The sequence below is a fragment of the Frondihabitans sp. 4ASC-45 genome (assembly GCF_049472575.1).
Lineage (GTDB): Bacteria > Actinomycetota > Actinomycetes > Actinomycetales > Microbacteriaceae > Frondihabitans.
Genome location: NZ_JBCEBN010000001.1, coordinates 33008 through 56494 on the forward strand (window position 1 = coordinate 33008; position 23487 = coordinate 56494).

10 protein-coding genes and 1 other RNA gene are annotated in these 23487 nt (G+C 69.2%); 1 reads left to right on the forward strand and 10 read right to left on the reverse strand.

Annotated elements, in window-relative coordinates; all coding sequences use genetic code 11:
* Positions 1 to 202: 202 nt before the first annotated feature.
* From VH571_RS00145 to ffs, 8 genes are all read right to left on the reverse strand, one after another.
* Entirely contained in the window at positions 203 to 1684 is a 1482-nt protein-coding gene (locus VH571_RS00145) for a malate:quinone oxidoreductase (protein WP_423262768.1), read from the reverse strand.
* Positions 1685 to 1694: 10 nt separating this feature from the next.
* Positions 1695 to 2753: an aspartate-semialdehyde dehydrogenase gene (locus tag VH571_RS00150; RefSeq protein WP_423262769.1), complete on the reverse strand. Its 1059-nt coding sequence runs from the start codon at positions 2751 to 2753 to the stop codon at positions 1695 to 1697.
* A 169-nt stretch (positions 2754 to 2922) separates the two neighbouring features.
* Positions 2923 to 4188, reverse strand: a complete 1266-nt coding sequence (locus tag VH571_RS00155; RefSeq protein ID WP_055959571.1) for an aspartate kinase — start codon at positions 4186 to 4188, stop codon at positions 2923 to 2925.
* Between the two features lie 176 nt (positions 4189 to 4364).
* On the reverse strand, positions 4365 to 5060 hold the full coding sequence (locus VH571_RS00160; RefSeq protein ID WP_423262770.1) for a hypothetical protein: 696 nt from the start codon (positions 5058 to 5060) through the stop codon (positions 4365 to 4367).
* 472 nt (positions 5061 to 5532) lie between these two features.
* Positions 5533 to 6132, reverse strand: coding sequence for a recombination mediator RecR (recR, locus tag VH571_RS00165; RefSeq protein ID WP_055959575.1), 600 nt, complete (start codon positions 6130 to 6132; stop codon positions 5533 to 5535).
* 1 nt (position 6133) lies between these two features.
* Positions 6134 to 8686 carry a DNA polymerase III subunit gamma and tau gene (locus VH571_RS00170; RefSeq protein WP_423262771.1) on the reverse strand — a complete coding sequence of 851 codons (2553 nt, stop codon included), beginning with the start codon at positions 8684 to 8686 and terminating at the stop codon, positions 6134 to 6136.
* Positions 8687 to 8784: 98 nt separating this feature from the next.
* Entirely contained in the window at positions 8785 to 17910 is a 9126-nt protein-coding gene (locus VH571_RS00175) for a beta strand repeat-containing protein (RefSeq protein WP_423262772.1), read from the reverse strand.
* Positions 17911 to 18664: 754 nt separating this feature from the next.
* Positions 18665 to 18761: signal recognition particle sRNA small type (ffs, locus tag VH571_RS00180), an RNA gene on the reverse strand.
* A gap of 54 nt (positions 18762 to 18815) precedes the next feature.
* Between ffs and VH571_RS00185 the strand changes: the two genes are divergently transcribed.
* Positions 18816 to 19493 (forward strand): NAD(P)-binding oxidoreductase, encoded by a 678-nt coding sequence (locus tag VH571_RS00185; RefSeq protein ID WP_423262773.1) that lies wholly within the window; start codon positions 18816 to 18818, stop codon positions 19491 to 19493.
* Between the two features lie 542 nt (positions 19494 to 20035).
* Here the strand turns inward: VH571_RS00185 and VH571_RS00190 are convergent.
* Both VH571_RS00190 and pta read right to left on the reverse strand, forming a co-directional pair.
* A complete protein-coding gene (locus VH571_RS00190) occupies positions 20036 to 21229 on the reverse strand; it encodes an acetate/propionate family kinase (protein ID WP_423262774.1) in 1194 nt (397 codons plus the stop codon).
* A 49-nt stretch (positions 21230 to 21278) separates the two neighbouring features.
* On the reverse strand, positions 21279 to 23378 hold the full coding sequence (gene pta, locus VH571_RS00195; RefSeq protein WP_423262775.1) for a phosphate acetyltransferase: 2100 nt from the start codon (positions 23376 to 23378) through the stop codon (positions 21279 to 21281).
* Between the last annotated feature and the right edge of the window lie 109 nt (positions 23379 to 23487).

Here is a 23487-nt window from a genome sequence, read left to right on the forward strand (position 1 = left end):
TCAAATGTGACGGATTTCGAAGCGCGCCTGTATTTCGATTCGCGTCAAATTTGAACGGGCGCAAAATGTCTCTACGAAGGAGTGGCCCCCGGCGCGCGCGACCCAACCTGGCCGGGCGCGCACGACCCAACCTCGCCACACGGGCCGGAGACCTGGGTCCTCGTTCACGCCGAAGGGACCCCGGCGTCGGGGGTGATCGGGCCTAGGCGTGGATCCTGAGGGTCTCCGCCGTGGCCTGCATGGTCGCCGCCGCCTTCTGCTCGTCGACTGCGAGCAGCTCGCCGACCGTCGGGATCATGCGCTTGAGCTTGGGAGCCCACTCGTCTTTTTTCGCAGGGAAGCAGCGCTCGAGCACGTCGAGCATGATCGGCACGGCGGTAGAGGCACCCGGCGACGCACCGAGGAGGCCCGCGATTGAGCCGTCGGCCGCTGCGACGACCTCGGTTCCGAATTGCAGCACCCCGCCCTTCTTGGCGTCTTTCTTGATGACCTGGACGCGCTGACCGGCGGTGATGCGGTACCAGTCTTTCGGGTCGGCGTTCGGCATGAACTCGAGAAGGGCCTCGAACTTGGTTCGCTTGGAGGCGGCGAGCTGGCTCACGAGGTACTTGATGAGGTCGAAGTTCGCCAGACCGACCCGGATCATCGGGTAGAGGTTGTGCAGACGGATCGACTTGAACAGGTCGAGATACGAGCCGCTCTTGAGGAACTTCGGGCTGAACCCCGCGTAGGGCCCGAACATGAGGCTCGCCTCGCCGTCGACGACGCGTGTATCGAGGTGGGGCACCGACATGGGCGGGGCGCCGACCGACGCCTTGCCGTACACCTTCGCCTGGTGGGTCGCCACGACCTCGGGGTTGTCGGTGCGAAGAAACTCGCCCGACACCGGAAAACCGCCGAATCCTCGAATCTCGCGGATGCCCGACTTCTGCAGGAGCCCGAGAGCGCCGCCGCCTGCACCCACGAACACGAACCGCGCACGAACCTCGATGGGCTCGTTGGTCGCGCCGCGGTTGAGGGCGATGGTCCAGGTGCTGTCGCGATTCTTGGTCAGGTCCGTGACCCGGTGCCCGAGCGACAGCCCGGCGCCGTTACTCGTGAGGTAGTCGAGCAGCTCACGCGTGAGCGAGCCGAAGTCGACGTCGGTGCCCGCGAGAATGTGCGTCGCGGCGATCGGCTGCCCGCCGGCGCGACCGGGAATCAGCGACGGCGCCCACTTGGCGATCGTCTCCGGGTCGTCGCTGAACTCCATGCCCGTGAAGAGCGGGTGGCCGTCGAGAGCCTCGTGCCGTTTGCGGAGGTACTCGACGTTGGCTGCGCCCCAGACGAAGCTCATGTGCGGTGTCTCGTTGATGAAATGATCGGGCTCGGGCAGCGCGCCCTCGCCGATCAGGAACGACCAGAACTGGCGCGAGACCTGAAACTGCTCGTTGACCTTGACGGCACTCGAGATCTCGATCGAGCCGTCGGCCTTCTGAGGGGTGTAGTTCAGCTCGCACAGAGCGGAGTGGCCGGTGCCCGCGTTGTTCCACGGGTTGCTGCTCTCCTGCGCGACGTCGTTCAGCGCCTCGTAGATCTCGATCGACCAGTCGGGCTGGAGCTGCTTCAGCAGCGCCCCCAGGGTCGCAGACATGATTCCGCCGCCGATGAGGGCGACGTCGATGGGCTCCGTTGCAACAGTCACGACGCCGATTCTAAGCCGTCGCGCTCGCACGCCTCTCAGCCACGATCTCGGCGATCTGCACGGCGTTCAACGCGGCCCCCTTGCGCAGGTTGTCGTTCGAGATGAACAGGGCCAAGCCGCGGTTGCCCGGCGCCCCCTCGTCGTGGCGGATGCGCCCGACGAAACTCGGATCTTGCCCGGCAGCCTGGAGCGGCGTCGGCACATCGGTGAGAACGACACCCGGCGCGGACGAGAGGATCTCGGTGGCCCGCTCGGGCGTGATGTCGCGAGCGAACTCGACGTTGATCGACAGCGAGTGGCCGGTGAAAACCGGAACGCGCACGCAGGTGCCGCTGACGCGCAGGTCAGGAAGCTCGAGGATCTTGCGGCTCTCGTTGCGGAGCTTCTTCTCTTCGTCGGTCTCGTTCAGGCCGTCGTCGACGAGGTTGCCGGCGAACGGGATCACGTCGAACGCGATCGGTGCGACGTACTTGACCGGCTCGGGGAAGTTCACGGCGGAACCGTCTTGCACGAGGCCGATCGCGTCTTGCGCGACAGCCGCGGTCACCTGCGACAGCAGCTCTTCAGCCCCGGCGAGCCCCGACCCGGAGACCGCCTGATAGGTGCTGACTGTCAGGCGTTCGAGGCCCGCTTCGGCGTCGAGTACCTTGAGCACCGGCATGGCCGCCATGGTCGTGCAGTTCGGGTTGGCGACGATGCCCTTGACGGCCTGCTCGATCGCATGCGGGTTGACCTCGCTGACGACCAGGGGAACGTCAGGATCCATGCGCCACGCGCTCGAATTGTCGATCACGAGCGCTCCGGCGTCGGCGAACCGCGGCCCGTGCTTCTTCGACCCCGTCGCACCGGCCGAGAACAGAGCGATGTCGAGGCCCGACGGATCGGCCGACTCGATGTCTTCGACGACGACGTCTTCGCCGCGGAACGGCAACGTCGTGCCGGCCGAGCGCGACGTCGCGAAGAAACGGATCTCGGCGATCGGGAACTCGCGCTCTTCGAGCAGGCGGCGCATCACGGCGCCCACTTGGCCGGTTGCGCCGACAACGCCTACGCGGAGTCCTTCAGCCATGGGTTCGTCTCTTTCGTGTCGTGTCGCGGGGTGTCGGGGGGTGTCGTGTCGCGGGGTGCCGTGTTGCAGGGTGCCGTCTCGCGGGGCGTCGAGCGTGTGGATGCCCGGTGTCGTGGGGCGAGGTGTCTGCTCGCTGAACCCCGTGGGATCCTTGTTTCTTCCCGGCGCGTCAGCGGCCGGTGCCGCCGTGCACGACCGCGATCTCGTCGCTGTCGAGGCCGAAAGCGGCGTGGACGACTCGCAGGGCGTCGTTGAGGGTGTCGGCCCGCGTGACGACCGAGATGCGGATCTCGCTGGTCGAGATCATCTCGATGTTGATGCCCGACTCGTAGAGAGCAGTGAAGAGCTTTGCGCTGACCCCGGCGTTCGTGCGCATCCCGGCCCCGACCAGGGCGAGCTTGCCGATCTGGTCGTCGTACAGGAGGCTCTGGAACTGGATCGCCTCGCGCTCGGATTCGAGAGCCTGCATGACGGTCGTTCCGTCTGACTTCGGCAGGGTGAACGAGATGTCGGTGAGGCTCGTCGCCGCAGCGGAGACGTTCTGCACGATCATGTCGATGTTCGCGCCCGTCTTGGCGACAGTGCGGAAGATCTCGGCCGCCTTGCCGGGCTTGTCGGGCACGCCGACGACCGTGATCTTGCCCTCGCTAAGGTCTCCGGCCACACCGGCGATGATCGGCTCTTCCACGTTCTCTCCCTCTTTCGGGTTGACGACAAGTGTGCCCTCGTTGTTGTTGAACGACGAGCGGACGTGCAGGGTGACGCCGTGGCGCCGGGCGTACTCGACCGCGCGGATGTAGAGGACCTTCGACCCGGCAGCGGCCAGCTCGAGCATCTCTTCGCTGGTGATCCGATCGAGTTTGCGGGCCTTGGGCACGACGCGGGGATCGGCGGTGAAGATTCCGTCGACGTCGGTGTAGATCTCGCAGACGTCGGCGTCGAGGGCTGCCGCGAGCGCGACGGCCGTGGTGTCGGATCCGCCGCGACCGAGAGTCGTGATGTCGCCCGTCGTCCGGTTGAAGCCCTGGAAGCCGGCGACGATGGCGATCGCACCCTGGTCGAGCGCCTCGCGGATGCGGCCGGGCGTGACGTCGACGATGCGGGCCTTGCCGTGCTGGGCGTCGGTGATCATTCCGGCCTGGCTGCCCGTGTAGGAGCGGGCCTCGACACCCAGACCGCGGATCGCCATGGCGAGCAGGGCCATGCTGATGCGCTCCCCCGCGGTCAGGAGCATGTCGAGCTCGCGGCCGGCCGGGATCGGGGTGACCTCGTTGGCTAGATCGAGCAACTCGTCGGTGGTGTCGCCCATTGCGCTCACCGCGACGACGACCTCGTTGCCCGCCTTGCGCGTCTCGACGATGCGCTTCGCGACCCGCTTGATGCTCTCGGCGTCGGCAACGGACGATCCGCCGAATTTCTGCACGATCAAGCTCACGGAAGGGCTCCTGGGGGTCGGGGGTACTGGCCTTGAAATTGTATGGGACGTTTCGTCGGCGTTACGGCGTTACGGCGCTGTGGCCGGTGCACCCGGTCCGCCCCGCGCGTGCAACCTGACGCGCTTCGGCCAATCTGACCTGGCTCGCCGCGTCGGTTTGGCCGAAACGCGTCACATCACCTTGCCTTCCGCACGCCTGCGGCCGCGAGCAACCCGTCGAGGCGTTCAGCACGGGTGACGTCACTCCACATCCAGCGCACGACGGTACGAACCTCGGGGAGCGCCCGGAGTCGATCTTCTCGCCGCTTTTCAGCAACGACAGCGTCGGCAGGGGCCGCCCCTTTGAGGTAGTTCCCCTGTGAGTACTTGACATAGCCGTCGAATTCGCCGATCACGCCAAATTGCGGCCACCAAAAATCGGCGTACCCGATCAGGCCCCACTTATCGACGAAAGGCTGCTGCAGCACAGGTGGCGGCCATCCACGCTCGTTGAGAACCACTCGACTCAGCGATTCTCCTGGCGACCCCGACCGCCCATCCACGAACGATCGAACAGTTCCGAATCGGCGGTGGGCTCGAATCGCGCCTCGTCGACGAGATGCCTCATCGAGCTGATCGAGAGTCAGAACGGTTTTATCGGCTTCATCGCTGCCGGGAACCACAGGACCGTGCTCCTGAGGATCGCGGAGAGCGCTGTCGAGTGAGACGACGGCTTCTGCAAACGGAAGGTTCGTGGCCAAGTCGAGCGCCGTTCGACCGGGCTCCGTCACGCGGTAGCCGTAGCGCCATTCCGTGTCGCTCGATGCCAAAGGAGACGCGTGCACCAACCGCGTCGCCCCTTTGCGAGATCGAGCTACGACGGGATCGGTCACCGCCGGCCTATCGGGCCACGGCTGGAGTGACGCCCAACCATGAAAGGCCGCGGCCGTGAGATGTGAGAAGGCGCTGGTGTCGCTGACGCTTGGCCGGATGGCCTCGGCTCGGAGCAGATGCTGGACTCGGAGGTCGAGGGCGGACCAGGTGCTCGAGGGAAGAAAAACCCCCGGCACGATCCGCGTGAGCTCGCCCCGATCGGCCGCGCGACGGAGCGAGTGGTCGTCGTGACCGGCCCGCAGGAGGTCAGACGTTCGAATAAGGTGGGAGACGGCCGGCGAAAATGTCATACATCAACGATGACGGAGTGAGCCTGCGCGTGGAGGGCCCGCAAGCAAGTTGTGGATAACTCGATGTGACGGTTGACGCTGCGCAAACCGACGCGGATCGGCCATCCAGACGCGGCGAGCCGCGTCAGTTTGGCCGATTCGCGTCAGGTTGCCAAGCCCCGAGCCCCGAGCAAGCGCGTCGCTAGTCGCTGACGACCCGCCGCCCCTCGAACGCACGCCCGAGCGTGACCTCGTCGGCGTATTCGAGGTCGCCGCCGACGGGCAGCCCCGACGCGAGCCGGGTGACGCGCAGCCCGAACGGCGAGAGCATCCGCGACAGGTAGGTGGCGGTGGCCTCGCCCTCGAGGTTGGGGTCGGTCGCGATGATGACCTCGGTGACGGTGTCATCGGCGAGGCGCTGCACGAGCTGGCGGATGCGCAGGTCGTCGGGACCGATGCCGTCGATGGGGCTGATCGCGCCGCCGAGCACGTGGTACAGGCCGCGGAACTCGCGCGTGCGCTCGATCGCCTGCACGTCTTTCGCCTCTTCGACGACGCAGATGGTCGCGGGTGACCGACGAGGATCGCGGCAGATCGAGCACCGCTCTTCTTCGGTCACGTTGCCGCAGATCTCGCAGAACCGCACCTTGGTCTTGACGTCGACGAGCAGTTCGGCGAGTCGCGTCGTGTCGAAAGTTTCGGTCTGCAGGATGTGGAAGGCGATGCGCTGAGCCGACTTCGGCCCGATACCGGGAAGACGCCCGAACTCGTCGATCAGGTCTTGGACGATGCCTTCGTACACGTCAGTTGCTCTCGATCGGTGGTGCGGACAGCGGGCTCACGCGCGGCGCGATCGTCTCTTCCTGGATGAACTGCGCCCCGAGGATCTCCCGCACGACCGCCTCGCCGTAGCGCGAGGTCTGAGGAATGGTGCGCCCGGCGCTTCGCGGTGCCGTGGTCGGAGTCGAAACCGAAGGATCCGGCTGCCGCCCCGCCGCGTCGGGCTGCGACTGGCTTGCGCCGCCCTCGATCGGCGGTGTCGCGCCTAACGGGGGCACTCCTCCGGCCGGCTCCTCCGTGATCGTTTCTGGAAGGTCGGGCTCGGGAATGTCGCCGATGGGCTCATCCGGCTCGGGTGGAGCGGACTGCGGGATGGCAGCGACATCCCAGCCCGTGGTGGGTGCGGACGCGGTGGGCGGTGCCGATACGGACGTCGAAGCGCTGGACGCCGGTGCCGATGCCCGTGGTGCGGACTGGGCCGGAGCCGGAGCCGATGCCGAGGGAGCCGACGCCGACGCGCCGGAAGCCGACGGGGCCGTAGCCGGTGCCGGAGCCGATGCGGGCGAGTCGCTGGCGCGGGCCGACTCGACGGGCGCTAGCGTAGCCGCCGGGGCTGGCGGCTGGGCCGGTGTCGTCGATTGCGAGGAGCCGCCGGCCTCGTCGACGCGTGCGATGTACTTGACACGAATGCCGAGGACCTGCTGGATGGCACGTCGGAGGAATTCGCTGACTCCTTCGCCGGCACCGACGGGTCGCTTGAACAGCTCGACGTCGTTGTGACTCGGGAACAGCAGTGTCAGAACGTCGCCGGTGAAATCGCGAACGGTGGCGGTCATGACAACCATCCAGGCGGACAGCTTGTCGCGCTCGACGATCTCGAGGATCTCGGGCCAGCTGTCGCGGAGCTGCTGCAAGCTGACGGTGCCCCCGGCGACACCAGCGCCGGGCTTCTCGACCGCGTTCTCGACCTCGGGCGTCTGCGCCCAGGCTGCGGAGTGCGACGAGCCAGGCAGCGACGGTTCGGCGGGATCCGGCTGAGCGGCGGACGACGGAGACGACGACGCCGATGCGGGCGACGAAACGGCAGCGGCAGGCACGGCGGCAGGAGAAGAGGCAGCAGGCACGTCGGAAGAAGCAGAAGAGCCACTGGAGACGGCAGGTGCAGCCGGCGCGACCTGGGCCCAGGCGTCGGCGGCGGCCGCTGGAGAGGACGAAGTAGGAGACGACGAGGCAGGCGTCGACGAAGTCGGTGCTGCGGAGGCAGGGGTGGACGACGATGCGGTGGCACCGGGAGAGGCAGAACCGGCAGCCGCAGAGGCGACACGAGAAGCAGGAGCCGAAGCAGCAGGGGCAGCACTAGCAGGCACGCCGCCAGCAGAAGCCCCGGCAGAGCCGGCAGGAGCGGAAGAATCAGACACCCCGACCCGACGCTCGAGCCGCTCGACCCGCGCGAGGGCGCCGCGGCCGGACTCGTCGCTCTCGGGCACGAGGATGCGCGCGACCATGAGCTCGAGGTGCAGTCGCGGCGAGGTCGCGCCGGTCATGTCGGTGAGTGCCCGGTTGACCACGTCGGCCGAGCGAGAGAGCTCGGCCTGGCCGAACGAGTGGGCCTGGCGGCCGAGATGGTCGAGCTCGTCGGCGGTGATACCGCGCAGCACGGCGGAGGCGCCCTCGTTGGTGGCGCCGACGACGATGAGGTCGCGCAGGCGCTCGAGGAGGTCTTCGACGAACCGGCGCGGATCTTGACCGGTCTGGACGACTCGATCGATGGCGGCGAAGGTCGCGGCACCGTCGCGGGCACCGAGAGCATCGATCACGCCATCGAGGAGCGATGCGTGCGTGTAGCCGAGCAGCGCGACGGCCCGCTCGTATTCGATCGATCCCGCCTCGGACCCGGCCATGAGCTGGTCGAGCAGCGAGAGCGTGTCGCGCACAGACCCGCCACCGGCGCGGACGACGAGCGGCAGCACACCGGGTGCGGCCACGACACCCTCGGTCTCGGAGAGCGACCCGATGTAGTCGAGCATCTGCGCGGGCGGAACCAGCCGGAACGGGTAATGGTGGGTGCGCGACCGGATCGTGCCGATGACCTTCTCGGGCTCGGTGGTCGCGAAGATGAACTTCACGTGCTCGGGCGGCTCTTCGATGATCTTGAGCAGGGCGTTGAAGCCCTGGTTCGTGACCATGTGGGCCTCGTCGAGGATGAAGATCTTGTAGCGGTCGCGAGCCGGCGCGAAGATCGCCCGGTCGCGAAGGTCGCGGCTGTCTTCGACACCACCGTGGCTCGCGGCGTCGATCTCGATGACGTCGAGCGAGCCGCTGCCGTCGCGAGCGAGTTCGACACAGCTGGGGCAGACGCCACAGGGGGTGTCGGTGGGGCCCTCAGCGCAGTTGAGACAGCGAGCAAGGATCCGCGCCGACGTCGTCTTACCGCAGCCCCGGGGGCCGCTGAAGAGATACGCGTGGTTGACGCGGTTCGTTCGCAACGCTGTGCGGAGCGGATCGGTCACCTGAGTCTGACCGATGAGTTCGGCAAAAGTCTCGGGCCGGTAGCGGCGATATAGAGCGGTGACCACGGAGAAAGACTAGCCGTCGCCACCGACACTCGGAGCCCCGGGAACACGAACGGAGCGGCCCTCCCCCACCCGAAGGGGGAAGGCCACTCCTCACGGCGCTAGCGTCTCCTCGACCTGAATGTGCTCAGTGCGCGGGATGCACCCAACATCCCGAGACCGAGCGCGAGGATGCCTGCGCCCACGGCCGCCCATGGGAGGACGGTCGAGCCTGTGAAAGCGAGGGCGCCGTCGACCAGCGACTCGGGGGTGCCGGTTCCGCCGGTGCCTGCCGGCGAGAGAGCCGGATCCTGGTTGGATCCCGTTCCCGAGCCGGAGCCCGTTCCGGTGCCACCAGAGCCGGAGCCCGTGCCGCCGTTACCGGTGCCGGTACCGCCGCCTGTGCCGCCACCCGTGCCCGGCTGGCCGCCACCCGTTCCCGGCTGGCCGCCCCCGGTGCCGGGGTCGCCGCCACCGGTGCCGGGGTCGCCGCCTCCGGTGCCCGGCTCGCCGCCACCGGTACCGGGCTGGCCACCACCGGTCGACGGCGGGCTCATCACGCCGAACACGGTCGACACCGGGTCGGAGTTGGAGCCGAGCACGGTCTCCGTCGCGGTCAGGGTGTGCTGGCCGGGAGCGACCCCCGAGATGTCCAGCGTCCAGGCGCCGTTGTCATCGGCCGTGGTCGTGAAGTTGCGGCCGTTGTCGACGGACACCGTCACGAGAGCTCCAGGATCCGACGTCCCGGCCACGCGGATGGTGGCCGTTCCGTCCGTGGTCGCCAGGAACGTCGAGCCCGGTGCCGGCTGCGAGATCACGATCGGATCGGTCGCCCGCACCAGGAAGTCCTGGCTCGGGGCGCTCGTCGTGAGTCCGTTAGCGGTCTGCGATGCCACGAACGAGTGCGAACCGGTCGAGACTCCCGGGTACAGGACGCTCCACTCTCCCGCGTCGCTCGCAGTCGTCGTCAGGGTGACGCCGTCGTCCAGGACCACGGTCACCAGGGCGCCCGCGGTCGCGGTGCCCGAGACGGTGACCGGCTCGGAGCCGTTGCCGTCGCGGTCGACGATCAGCTCGTCAGGCGCCGGGGCGAGAACCGTGATCGTGCCGGCCGGAGCCGCGCTGACCACCGTGAACGCGACGCTGACGGGAGCCGATGTCGAGGCCCCGACGGTTTCGGTGGCCGAGACGCTGTGACTGCCTACGCCGACCCCCTCGAGCGGGATGCTCCAGGATCCGTCGCCGGCGGCGGTGGTCGTGACGACCGTCCCGTTGTCGAGTCGCAGCCGGATGGCGGCGCCGGGTTCGGCCCGACCGGTGACGGTGATCGTCGCCGGTCCGGTCGCCGGGGCGCTGATGCGCTGACCCGCAGTCGGTGCGCTGATGGTGATCGGCGCTGCCTGGGATCCTTCGATCGAGACGCTCGCCGAGCCGGTGACGTCGCCGCCGGTCGTCTGCGTGACCACGATCGTCTGCGGGCCGTCGGGAACTGCGGTGACCGTCGTCGCCCAGGTTCCGTCGGTGCCGACCGTGACCGTGCGGGTGATCCCGGAGCCGAGGTCGACCTCGATGGTCGAGCCGGGGTCGCCGGTTCCGCGGACGGTGACGTCGAAGTAGCCGTCACCGTCGTCGTCGCGGACGATCTGACCCGTGGTCGGGCTGGTGATCGTCAGTCCTACGACCGGGGTCGCGGTTTCGACGACCGAGAACGGCACCCGCGTGGGATCGCCTGCGACTCCCCCGAAGGTCTGCGTCGCCGAGGCGACGTGATCTCCGGCCGAGACGTTCGCGAACCGTGCCGACCAGGTGCCCTGCGCGGTCACCCTGACGGTCGTGGCGGGCGAACCCGTCACCGCAACCGAGACGGTGGCACCGGGCTCACCGGTTCCGGTCACGACGATCGTGGGAGTGGTTCCGGCGGTGACCTCGTACTGCTGGTTGCGCTGCGGCGAGGTGATCGCCGCGGCGGCCGCAGCCCGCGTCGTGATGGTGCTCGTGACCGGTGTCGTGGCTCCGTCGGCCAGCGTCTCGCTTGCGGCGATCGTGTGGTCACCGTTGTCGACGCCGGTGAAGGTCACCGACCAGTCGCCGTCCGAGTCGGCGTTGACCGTCTTCGGTGTGCCGCCGTCGAGCGTGACGCTGACGAGGGCTCCCGGGTCGGCCGTCCCGGAGACCGGCAGGCTCGACGTCGTGCTGCCCACCGGAGTGACGACGGTCGATCCGTCGCGCGGTGTCGTGATCGCGACGGCGTCGCCGACCACGACCTCGAGCGGCTGCGTCACATCGGGCAGAGTGGCTCCGTCGACGGTCTCGCTCACCGTGACGGTGAACTGGCCCACGGGGACGTCGGCCACGATGACGGACCAAGTGCCGCCGGCAGACACGGTGTCGGTGCCGGTGAGGCCGGCGCCGAGCGACACGGTCACCCGGGCTCCCGGCTCGCCGGTACCCCGCACAGTGATGTCGGCGGTCGAGTCAGCGGTCGACACGGGGAACGAAGCTCCCGAATCCGGGGCCGTGATGACAGCCGGCGCGACGGTCTCGCCGACGATCGCGAGGCTGTCGGAGCCCGTGACGACGCCGTCGGTCGTCTGCGTGACGACGACCGTGATCGGTCCGACCGGCACGTCCGAGACGGTGACCGCCCAGTCGCCGCCGGTGCCGACGGTCGTCGTGGCGGTGGACCCGCCGCCGAGGTCGACGTCGATGGTCGAACCCGGCTCGCCGGTTCCGGTGAGGGGCACGTCGACCGTGCCGTCACCGGTCGTGTCGGGGATCACGGCGCCCGCTGCGGGGCTGGTGATCGCCACGGGAGCCGCCGGAGCGGCGCTGACCACGACGTCGAAGGTGACGTCGATCGGATCCTGCGCTGTTCCGCCGACGGTCTGCGTGGCCTCGACCACCTGTCCCGTGCCGACTGCGACGCCGGTGTAGGTCGTCGACCAGGATCCGGAGCCATCGACCGTGACGGTCCTCGCGCGTCCTCCGTCGAGCGTCACCAGGATCGATGCGCCCGGCAGCCCGGTGCCCGAGACGGGAACCGTCGCGGTGTCCCCCGCAGCCACGGCGAACTCCTGGCCGGGGCGGGGCGTCGAGATGGTCGCGGCCGGAGCGACGGCCACCTCGAAGGCCCGGACGACTGCCGGGGTGGCGCCGTTGTCGAGGATCTGCAGGGCGCTGACGGTGTGGTCACCGACGGCGACGTCCGGGAACGTGTGGTTCCAGCGGCCGTCGTCGTTCGACGTCACGGTCACCGCGGTGCCGTCGTCGAGCGTGACGCGCACCGTGGTGTTCGGCTGCGCGGTGCCGGCGGCCGGCACATCCACCAGCCCGGTGGCTGTCGCGACGGGGAACGAGGCTCCGACGGCAGGATCCGAGATGGTCACGCCATCCGCGACGGCGACGGTCAGGTCGCGGGTCGCCGGGGTCGAGTCGACTCCGTCGATCGTCTGCCTGACGGTGGCGGTCTTGTCTCCGACAGTCACGTCGCGGACGATGGTCGTCCACTTGCCGTCGCCGTCGACCGTAGTGGTCGCGGTGAGGCCTCCGCCGAGTGACACCGTGAGATCGGCGCCGGGCTGGCCGGTTCCGCTGAACGGCACGTCGACCGTCTCACCGGTGGTACCGACCAGGAGGGTCGTTCCGGCGGCGGGGTCGGTGATGGTGACGGGCGCCGCGGCGGCCACGACGATGCGGACCGTCGCGGGATCGGTCGACGTGGTGCCGCCGATCGACTGGCGGACCTCGATCGTCGGAGTGCCGGTGGGGACGTCCTCGAGCGTCAGCTCGTAGGTGCCGCCCACGGTCGCGGTAGTCGTCGCCGCGGTTCCGCCGGCGATCTCGGCCGTGACGGTCGCTCGTGGCTCGGCCGTTCCGCGCACCACGACGTCGGTCGTCGAGTCGTCGCGGGCGACCGTGAAGATCTGTCCGTCCCCTGGCGTCGCGATCGTGACGTCGGCGCCGGCAACGACCCGGAAGCTGCGGTCGAGTTGGGCCGACGTCGTGCCGCCGACAGTCTGGGTCGCGTGCAGCGTGTAGGGGTCGGCGGAGACGGCGACGCGGGCGAACGTCGTCGCCCAGTTGCCGTCGGCGTCGGCGGTCACGTCGACGGGGTCACCCGCGTCGAGGCGAATGCGGACGGTGGCGCGCGGCTGTGCCGTGCCCGAGACCGGCACGTCGACCCGCGAGGCGGCATCGGCGACGGTGATGGTGCTGCCGGCCCGGGGTGCCGCGATCACGAGGGGTGCGCCCGCCGCGACGGTCACCGTCGAGGTGGTCGGGTCGGAGGTCGTGCCGTCGACGGTCTGCGTCACCGCGATGGTGTGCGTCCCGACGTCGACACCGGTCACGGGTGCCGCCCAGTCGCCGTTGGCGTCGGCCGTCGTCGCGGCCGTGCGGCCGTCGATGTCGATGCTGATGTCGGCGTTGGGCTCGGCGGTGCCGACCACGCGCACGGTTGCGGTGGCGTCGGCATCGGCCACCGTGATCCGACCGCCGTCGACCGGGCTGGTGATGACGACCGGGTCGCCCGCCTCCACCGAGAAGGAGGAGGTGATGGGTGTCGACACCGTGCCGTTGACCGTCTGGGTCACGGAGGCGGTGTAGCCGCCGACCGGCAGGTCGGCGAAGGGAGCGGTCCAGACGCCATTGCCGTCGGCGGTCACCGCCGCGGTGAGGCCGCCGCCGAGGTTCACGTTCACGGGAGCATTCGGCTCGGCACGACCGGTGACGGTGACGTCGACGGTGGAGCCCGGGCCCGCGACGGTGATGACGTCGCCGGCAGCGGGTGAGGTGACGCGGACCGCCGCGGCGGCCGTCACCGTGATGGTGCGGGTTTTGGCCGGCGTGGACGTGGTGCCGACGGTCTCGATGGCGCGGAAGGTCGGGGTACCGACCCCGACTCCCGAGAACGAGGTCGACCAGTTACCGGTCACGGGGTCGGCCGTGACGGTCTTGGTGACGCCGTTATAGGTGACCGCGACGCTGGCGCCGGGTTCGCCGGTGCCGGTCACAGGCACGGTGAGGGTGGCGTCGGCGTCGGCCACCTGCAGCTCGGTTCCGGCGATCGGAGTCGAGATGTCGAAGGGCGCCCCCGCGACGATCGAGAAGGAGGTCGTCGCCGGGGTGTCCGAGGTCGTTCCGCCGACCGTCTGGGTCGCCGAGACGGGGTAGGTTCCGGTGGCGAGGCCCGCTCCGGTGCCGTCGGCCGTGCCGTCGGCGCGAACCGACCAGGTGCCGCCCGCGGAGGCGGTCGTGGTGAGCGTGCGGCCGTCGACGAGCACGTCGACCGTCGCGTTCGGCTGAGCGGTTCCGCGGATGGTCACCGGCAGCACGGAGGCGTCGTCGGCGACCCGGTAGGCGGTGCCCGCCACGGGTGCGGTGATCGCGATCGGCTCGCCCGCGACCACGAAGAACGTCGTCGCCGTGGCGGAGTCCGTCGCGCCGCCCACGGTCTGCGTCGCTTCAACCGAGTAGTCGCCGACGGGCAGGTCGGCGAACGAGACCGTCCAGGCACCGGAGCCGTCAGCCACGGTGTCGCGCACGATCGGTGCGTCGGTGCCTCGCGTCACGGTCACCTCGACCGCGGCGCCGCCGTCAGCACGACCGGCGACGGTCGTGGTGGCTCGCACCGAGTCGGGGTCGGCCACGGCAAATGCCGTTCCGGTGGCCGGCGTCTCGATGACGATGGCGCCACCGACGACGACCGAGAAGTCACGCGCCGCAGTGGTCGAGCTGGTGCCGTTGATCGTCTGGGTCGCGCTGAGGCGGTAGTCGCCCACGGGCACGTCGGCGATCCGGACAGTCCAGGATCCGCCGGCCGACGCCGTGGTGGTTCCGGTGAATCCCGGAGCCAGGTCGGCTGTCACCCGCGCTCCGGCCTGAGCCGTACCGGTGATGACCGCGGTGGTGGTGCCGTTCGCTCCGAACACCGTGACCTCGGTGCCGGGGGCGGGAGCGGTGATCACGACGGGGTCACCCGCGCGGACGGTCAGGGGCTGAGTGACGGCCGGGGAGGTCGTGCCGCCGACGGCCTCGGTAACGGCGATGACGTAGTCGCCGGTGCCGACTCCGGCGACCGGAACGCTCCAGGCTCCGGTGCCGTCGGCAGTCGTCGTGGCGGTGAGTCCGCCACCGAGGCTGACTGCGATGCCGGCGTTCGGCTGGGCCGTTCCGGCCACCGTCACTGCGGTGGTCTGGCCGTCCTGAGCCACGACGACGTCGACCGCGGGGTCGGGGCTCGTGATCGTGACCGGCGCCGCGGCGACGATCGAGTAAGGCCGGACGACCGGGGTCGAGGTCGAGCCGTTCACGGTCTGCGCAGCGCTGATCTGGTAGTCGCCGACGGGGATGGCGGTGAAGTTCGTGGTCCAGGCTCCGGTCGGGCTGGCTGTCACGGTCACCTGGTGGGTGTCGTCGAGGACGACGGTGACCTCGGCACGCGGCTCGGCGGTGCCGGAGACGGTGACGGGGCGAGTAGAGGTGGGTGCCGCGACGACGGACGTCGTACCGGCGGCCGGTGCCTGGATGACGACCGGGTCACCAGCGATGACGCGGAACGCGCGGGTCTGAGCGGGAGAGGTCGTGCCGGCAACGGTCTGGGTGACGCTGGCCGTGTAGTCACCGACCCCGACGTTGCTGAACGGAGCCGACCAGGTGCCGGTCACGCCCGCGGTCACCGAGGTGGAGATGCCCGGGGCGAGCTGAACTGCGACGGTCGCGCCGGCCTGGGCGGTACCCGAGACGGTCACCGGCGTCGTGGCGGTCGGCCCGGCCACGCGGAACTCAGCGCCCGCAGCGGGCGACTGGATCACCAGCGGCGACGACGCGACGACGGTGATGTCGCGGGTGACGGCAGCGGAGGTCCCGCCGCCGACGGTCTGCGTGACGCTGACGGTGTGCGGTCCGACGCCGACGCCCGAGACCGGGATGCTGTAGCTTCCGTCGGCCTCAGCCGTCGTGGTGCCGGTGAGACCGCCGCCGAGCGAGGCGTCGACAGTCGCGTTCGGCTGAGCGGTTCCGACGACCGTGACGGTCGCCGTGGAGTCGGCGCCGGGGACGACGATCTGCGTGCCGTCGGCGGGCGCGGTGACGGTGAGGGCTGCACCGGCGACGACCGAGAAGGGCCGGGTGACGGGAGCCGAGGTGACACCGCCCGATGTCTGAGTCGCACTGACCGTGTACGTGCCAACGGGGACGCCCGTGAGATCCGTGGTCCAGGTGCCGTCGGATCCTGCGGTCGCTGTGCCCGTGATGCCCGACGGAGCGCCGAGGCTGAGGGCGATCGAGGCACCCGGTGTCGCGGTACCGGAGACGGTGACGGGCGTCTTCGCTGTCGGCGAGACGACGGTGAAGGCACGACCCGCGGTGGGAGCCGTGATGGTCAGCGGCTGTTGCGCGACAACGGTGAAGGCGCGGGTCACGGGGCCCGTGGTCGCGCCGCCGAATGTCTGCGTGACACTGGCGGTGACAGAGCCCACCCCCACGGCCGGGATCGTGGAGCTCCAGGTGCCGTCGGCGGCGACCGTCGCGGTGCCGGTGCGGCCCTGACCCAGGTCGACGGCAATGTCGGCACCGGGTTCGCCGGTTCCCGTGACGGTGATCGAACGGGTTGCGGTCGACGTGGCGACGGTGAACTGCTGGCCCGCCGTCGGCGCCGTGATCGTGACCGGCGCGGTGACGGTGGCCTTCACGGTCGACGTCGCCAGATCGATGGTGGCCGCGTTCACCGCGGGCAGCACGCTCAAACGCAGCGCGTGAACCGATCGCGAGCCCGCATCGGTGCCGCGCCCATCCTGGAACCCGGAGGCGTCTTGCGCGTTGACCGTGATCGAGACCAGCTGGTTCAGGATCCCGGGCAGCCCACCGAGGGTGGTGCTCACGGGCCGGGTGACGGCCGCAAGGGTGTCGGGGATGCCGGCGACCGTCGGCTGGAACACTCCGCCGAGCAGGGGAACGAGGGTGCCGTCGACAACCGGCTGGAGTGCAGGGGTGAGGACTGCGGACGAGAGCGCGATGCCGCCGAGGCCGAGAGCCTGACCGGTCGCGGTGACCGTCGCCGGAGTGCGGCCGGTGGTCTTAAGCAGGTTCCCGAGGGTCGTCGTGATGCCGACGTTGAGGCGAGTGACATTGAGTCCGGCGACAGCGACGTTGGCGGTGAGCGTGGCGTTGACGGTCGCGGTTCCGATCGCCGCGACGACCGCGGTGTTGAGAGCCGCTGGAACCTGGGTGACGAGGATGTCCTGGATGGCCGCCGATATGACGCTCCGCAGAGCAGGCGTCGAGAGCAACTCGGTGTTGGGGGCTTGGCCGTTCAGAGCCTGCAGGGTGTTGAGGTCGATGACGATCTGACCGGTCGAGGGGGTGATCGTCACGGCACCGGAGGTGTAGCTCCGAGCGAGGACCGGCGCGGTCACCGCGCCGAGGTTCAGGCCGGTGATCGTCGCGGTCAGATTCGTGTTGTTGACGCTCACCACGCCCGGAATGAGAGTGCCCAGAGCCGTTGTGAGGTCGCCCGTCGTTCCCGAGACGACGCCGTTCAGCGCGGACTGGTTCGACGCGAGGTTGTTGATGCTGCTGCCGATCCCGTTGACCGACGTCTGCAGTGACGTGTTGAGGCCGGCGACAGCCGGGCTCGTGACGGCGAACTTCGCGCTCGCGATGCCGTAGTCGGTGGTGGGCTGCACGGTGGTTCCGCGTTGAGCCTGGATGCGGGAGGCGAGAGCGCCGATGTCGAGCTGGGCGGCGGAGGCCACAGCCGATGCTGCACCCACCCGGCTGAGCAGCGGAGTCAGATTCAGCGTCGAGACGCCCCCGGCGGTGCCCGGCCCGGCCCCGATGGAGCCGTCGGAGCCGATCAGGCCCGAAGCGGCCGTCGCCGACGTCGGCGTCGTGCTCGCGTACTGCCCTGTGACGCCGAGCGTCAGGAGCCCGTTGGTGCCGAGCAGGCGCACGCCGTTGCCGAGATCGACGTTGACCGCGTTGGCAGCCGTCACGTCGAGGGGGTTGGCCACGACTCCCCCGGCGGTCGGAGTCGCGGAATACGCCCCGCGCAGAGCCGCGATGTTGTCGAGGTCGACGATCCCCGAACCGGAGAGCAGCGCACCCTCCGCCTCGGTCACGTCAGTCGTGGCCGCCTGCGCGGGGACCACGGCCGACGCGGCGATGAGTGCGCCCACGACGGTGGCGACACCGGCGCGGAGAAGAAGGTGGCCTCGGAGGAGGGTTCGGGTAGACCTCTGGCGGTGCATGGGGTGCTTCTTCCTGACAGGTCGGGCCTGTCACTGATCCGGAAACCCCCCGGTGGTGGGTCGGGAGGGTCGAGCTGCCGCGGTGCTGGTGAGGCGATGCGGGTGGTGCTGGTGCGGCGGCCGTCGACCTGGTGAGGGTCGGCGGTGGTGCAGGTTGTGCGGTTACCGGCCTGGTGAGGGTCGGCGGTGTGCGGGTGGTGCCGTCAGGCCGAGTGGGTCGACGGAGAGATGCGGGATGCGCGGTGGTGAGGCGCGCATCCCGCGGAGCCGCCTCGCGCCGCACGGGGGCAGCGAGACGGAGTGCGCAAGGCGAAAGACGACAAGGGTGAGTTGCCGCGTGCCGCGGTGATCCTGATCCTGGTGTGCGACGTCACGGTCGCGTCCTTTCCCTGCGGGGACCTCCTGGTGAGGGAGGTGGCGTCACCCTGGTGAGTAGCTCGGCCGTTTTGGTGTGGCCATCATAAGCAGATCACTGGACGCCGAACCAACCAATCTGGTTCGCCCGTACCCCCAGAACGAGTGTCGCGCCGTCCCCCCGCCCGAATTTGAAGGAAAAACCGCCCCAGCCGAGCGCACTTATGCCAATCGGGCGGCCTCCCCCCGACGTTTCTCCTTCGAATTTGCAGACCCCCGCAGCCTGCCCGCGAACCAGCGCGCAAAAAGCAAGACTCCCCACGCACCCGCCAGCGCGGCGAAGCCGCTGCCTCAAAGCACCACTGGCCGGTGCGCCGCGGTTTTCGAGCCAGGCGAGAAAACAAAAGACTCCCCACGCACCCGCCAGAGCCCGGTTACCCTTGCTGCATTTCTGCCCTGGGGGAGTTGGCCTGGATGGCGCCACGTGGGGAGCCGACATCCACTTTAGCGGTTTCCACCGCGCGTGCAGGACACCCGGGTTGGATAGACCCATGAGAATCGTCATCGCCGGTGGTCACGGCAAGATCGCCCAGCTCCTTGAACGTCAGCTGTCGACAGCGGGTCACGACCCGGTCGGCATTGTCCGCAACACCGATCACGTCGCTGATCTCGAGACAGTCGGGGCGCGCGCACTCGTGCTCGACCTCGAGAGCACCGATGTCGCCACCCTCGCGGGTCACCTCGACGGGGCCGACGCCGTCGTTTTCGCTGCCGGTGGCGGCGGTAGCAGCGGGGCGGAGCGCAAGCTCACCATCGACCGGGATGGCGCGATCCTGCTGGCCGATGCCGCTGAGGCGGCCGGGGTCTCGCGGTACGTGCTCGTGTCAGCCATGCACACCGACGACTTCGATGCGAAGCGTGCTGAGCTTCCCGCGGCCGATGACGACGTGTTCCAGGTCTATCTGCGCGCGAAGAGCGAGGCCGATGCCATCGTTCGCGCTCGCGACGGGCTCGACTGGACCATCGTCCGCCCCGGCACCCTTACCGACGACCCCGCGACGGGCACGATCGCCGTGGGATCGCGGCTCGACAGCGGCGAGATCTCGCGCGCCGATGTGGCCGACGTCATCGCCACGTCGCTGATCGAGGGCACCGCCGTCAAGACGCAGTTCGAGGTCACGGCCGGTGAGATCCCGATCGGCGATGCCCTGAGCACCATCAAGTACTGAACTAATTGGTCGCGGCGTGGGKCGCCGTGCCGGACCTCCGACAAGCTCCGGCCACCCGGCACTGCGACCCCCACCACTCCGCCATGTTCTCTGGTCGCGGCGTGGGTCGCGGTGCCGGACCTCCGACAAGCTCCGGCCACCCGGCACTGCGACCCCCACCGCTCCGCCATGTTCCCTGGTCGCGGCGCCGGTCGCGGCGCCAATTTGAGAGCAATCAGGATCCGGCACCCCACAGATCGCCCCAACCGCCCGGGCGCCGAATCCGATCACTCTCAAATTCGCGCCGCCCCGGTACACACCTACTGCGGACTACCCGATCCGCCGCGGCACGTCCTCTCGTCCGTACGACGTCTGCCCGCATGCCGGCGCCCCTCACTACGCCATGGCGGCGCGACTGCGGTCGCAGCACCGAACGACCGGAGCTTGCCGGAGGTCCGGTGCCGCGACCGCTGTCGCGCCCAACAGATACAGTCCGGTGCCGCGACCGCTGTCGCGCCCAACAGATACAGTCCGGGCCGCGACCGCTGTCGCGCCCAACCAACTCAGACCAGAGCAGCCGCCTGCCGCGCGATCTCGAGCTCCTCGTCGGTCGGCACGACCAGCACGGCGACCGGCGCCCCCTCCGCCGAGATGTAGCGGGCGTCGCGGGATCCGAGCTCGTTGCGGTCGTCGTCGATCGTGATGCCGAGAAAGTCCAGGCCGAGCAGGGTTCGGCGCCGCAGCAGCGCGTTGTTCTCGCCGACGCCGGCGGTGAAGACGATCGCGTCGAGACCGCCCAGTTGCGCGATGTACGCGCCGACGTAGTGCCGGATCCTGTGCCGGTAGACGGCGAGGGCCCCCTCGGCGACCTCGTCGCCCCGCGAGGCTGCGTCTTGGACGTCGCGCATGTCGCCGTTGCCGGTGAGGCCGAGCAGCCCGCTCTTCTTGTTGAGCATCGTCTCGAGCTCTTCGAACGAGAGCCCTTCTTCGCGGTGCAGGTGGAATACGACAGCCGGGTCGACATCGCCGGAGCGCGTGCCCATCACGAGGCCCTCGAGAGGCGTGAGGCCCATCGACGTCTCGATGCTGCGTCCGCCGTTGATCGCGGTCGCGGAGGCTCCGTTGCCGATGTGCAGCACGATCATCTTCAGCTCGGCGAGCGGCTTGCCGAGAAAGTCTGCGGCGGCCTGCGAGACGAACTTGTGCGATGTGCCGTGGAACCCGTAGCGGCGGATCGAGTGCTTCTCGGCGAGCGCCGCGTCGATCGCATACGTGTACGCGGCGGGGGCGAGCGTCTGGTGGAACGCCGTGTCGAACACGGCGACCTGCGGCGAATCGGGGAAAGCCTCGCGAGCCGCGCGGATCCCCTGCAGGTTGGCCGGGTTGTGCAGCGGCGCGAGAGCGGAGAGCCGCTCGATGGCCTTCTCGACGTCGGGGTTGACGACGGTGGCGCGATCGAACTCCGAGCCGCCGTGCACGACCCGATGCCCGACCGCGATCAGCGGGTGCTCGTCGAACGAGGGACCGTGCTGCTCGAAGGCTTTCAGCATGGCGGCGAAACCCGCGGCGTGATCGGGGATCGCGATCGAGTCGTTCGACGTCTCGTCGCCGGTCTTCGCGTTCTTGTGTTTCGTGACGCCGGTTGCCTCGCCGATTCGTTCGACGAGGCCCGAGGCAAGAGTCCGCTCCCCCTCGAGCTCGATCAGCTGGTACTTGAACGACGACGAACCGGAGTTGACGACGAGGACTGCGCTCACAGTGGTGCTCCTAAGAAGAGAAAACGAGGATCCGAGACAGACCCGACTGCTACTGGGTACCGGCCTGGATCGCGGTGATGGCGACCGTGTTCACGATGTCGCTCACCAGGGCGCCGCGCGACAGGTCGTTGATTGGCTTGTTCAGCCCCTGCAGGATCGGCCCGATAGCGACCGCGCCAGCACTCCGCTGGACGGCCTTGTACGTGTTGTTGCCCGTGTTGAGGTCGGGGAAGATGAACACGGTCGCCCGGCCTGCCACCTGCGAGTCGGGCATCTTCGTGGCCGCGACGCCGGGGTCGGCGGCGGCGTCGTACTGAATGGGGCCCTCGACCAGGAGGTCGGGTCGGCGTTCGCGGACCAGCGCCGTGGCGGCGCGGACCTTTTCGACGTCGGCGCCGGATCCTGAGGTTCCGGTCGAGTAGCTGAGCATTGCGATGCGCGGCTCGATTCCGAACTGCACCGCCGTCTCGGCCGACGAGATAGCGATGTCGGCAAGCTGCTCCGCCGTCGGGTCGGGGATCACGGCGCAGTCACCGTAGACCAGCACGCGATCGGCGAGCGCCATCAGGAACACGCTCGAGACGACCTTCACACCCGGGCGGGTCTTGATGACCTCGAACGACGGCCGGATCGTGTGCGCCGTGGTGTGCTTCGCGCCCGAGACCATTCCGTCGGCGAGCCCCATCGTCACCATCATCGTGCCGAAGTACGAGACGTCGGTGACGGTGTCCATCGCCATGTCGATCGTGACGCCCTTGTGCGCGCGGAGGGCGGCGTACTCAGTGGCGAACTTCGTCTGCAGGTCGTGATCGTTCGGATCGAGCACGGTGGCGTCGTCGAGGTCGAGGCCGAGCTCGGCGCCACGGGAGCGCACGCTCGACTCGTTGCCGAGCAGAGTGAGATCGGCGACCCCGCGCTGGAGCAGTGATGAGGCGGCACGCAGAATGCGGTCGTCGTCGCCCTCGGGCAGCACGATGTGCTTCTTGTTGCCGCGAGCGCGTTCGAGCAACTGGTACTCGAACATGAGCGGTGTGACGACCTCGGAGGGGCTGACCTGCAGCAGCCGCAGGAGTTCGGCGCCGTCGACGTTGGTCTCGAACAGCGACAGGGCGAGGTCGTACTTGCGCGGCGACTCGGCCGCCAGGCGACCCCGCGTTTGCGTGATGCGCAGGGCCGTGTCGTAGGTGCCGAGCTCCGACCAGAGAATGGGGAGCGGGCTGTTCAGACCGCCGATGAGGCGCACCACCTGCGGCGCGAGGTCGAACCCGCCGTTCAAGACGATGCCGGCCAGCGACGGGAACGTGTCGGACGCGTGCGCGAGCACGGTCGCGACGAGCACGTCGGAGCGATCGCCGGGAACCACGACGACGGCGCCCTCGGTGAGGCGGGGCAGCACGTTCTCCATCGACATGGCGGCGACCACGACGCCGACGGCCTCGCGGTCGAGCAGAGCGTCGTCACCACGGATCAGCCGGGCCCGCGTCGCCGACATCACGGCGCGAAGGGTCGGCGAGACCAGCACGCGGTCTTCGGGCAGCGCCCAGACCGGCACGGTTCCCTCGGGGCCGGTCTCGAGGGCCCCGCGGATGCCGGCAACGACCTCCGCCATCGAGTCGGGTTCGACGCGGTTCGCGACGACGGCCAGCAGACTCGCGTGCTCGTTGCGGAGCTCGATGGTCGTCAGCTCGGCGACCTGACGCATATCGGCCCCCGTGCGAGACCGGTCACCATCGGCCGTGCGCCCGCCGAGCACCAACAGCACGGGCGCCCCGAGGTTGGCAGCGATACGGGCATTGAACGACAGCTCGGTCGGGCTGCCGACATCGGTGTAGTCGGAACCGACGATCACCACGGCGTCACACTGCCGCTCGATGGCTGCGAACCGACCCACGATCGTCGCGAGCGCCGCATCGGGATCCGCATGGACATCGTCGTAGGTGACACCGATGCACTCGTCATACGGCAGATCGACGCTGTCGTGAGCGAGCAGCAACTCGAGCACATAGTCGGGCTCCGACGTCGACCTCGCGACCGGCCGAAACACCCCCACCCGGCCCAACTCGTGACTCAGGGTGTCGAGCACCCCGAGCGCCACAGTCGACTTGCCGGTGTGGCCCTCTGCTGACGTGATGTAGATGCGTGTCGACACGCGACCAACCCTAGGGCCGGATGCTCGGAGCGGCCTGCGATACCGACACCGACAAGGATCCAGCCCACCCGGTTCGTCACCACGCCGCGAACCCGGTAGAGTTCTCAAG

What these genes read in the sequence shown, in the direction of transcription:
- VH571_RS00150 (WP_423262769.1), bottom strand. Translation starts at nt 2,753, where the DNA reads ATGGCTGAAGGACTCCGCGTAGGCGTTGTCGGCGCAACCGGCCAAGTG.
- VH571_RS00175 (WP_423262772.1), bottom strand. Translation starts at nt 17,910, where the DNA reads ATGCACCGCCAGAGGTCTACCCGAACCCTCCTCCGAGGCCACCTTCTT.
- VH571_RS00185 (WP_423262773.1), top strand. Translation starts at nt 18,816, where the DNA reads ATGAGAATCGTCATCGCCGGTGGTCACGGCAAGATCGCCCAGCTCCTT.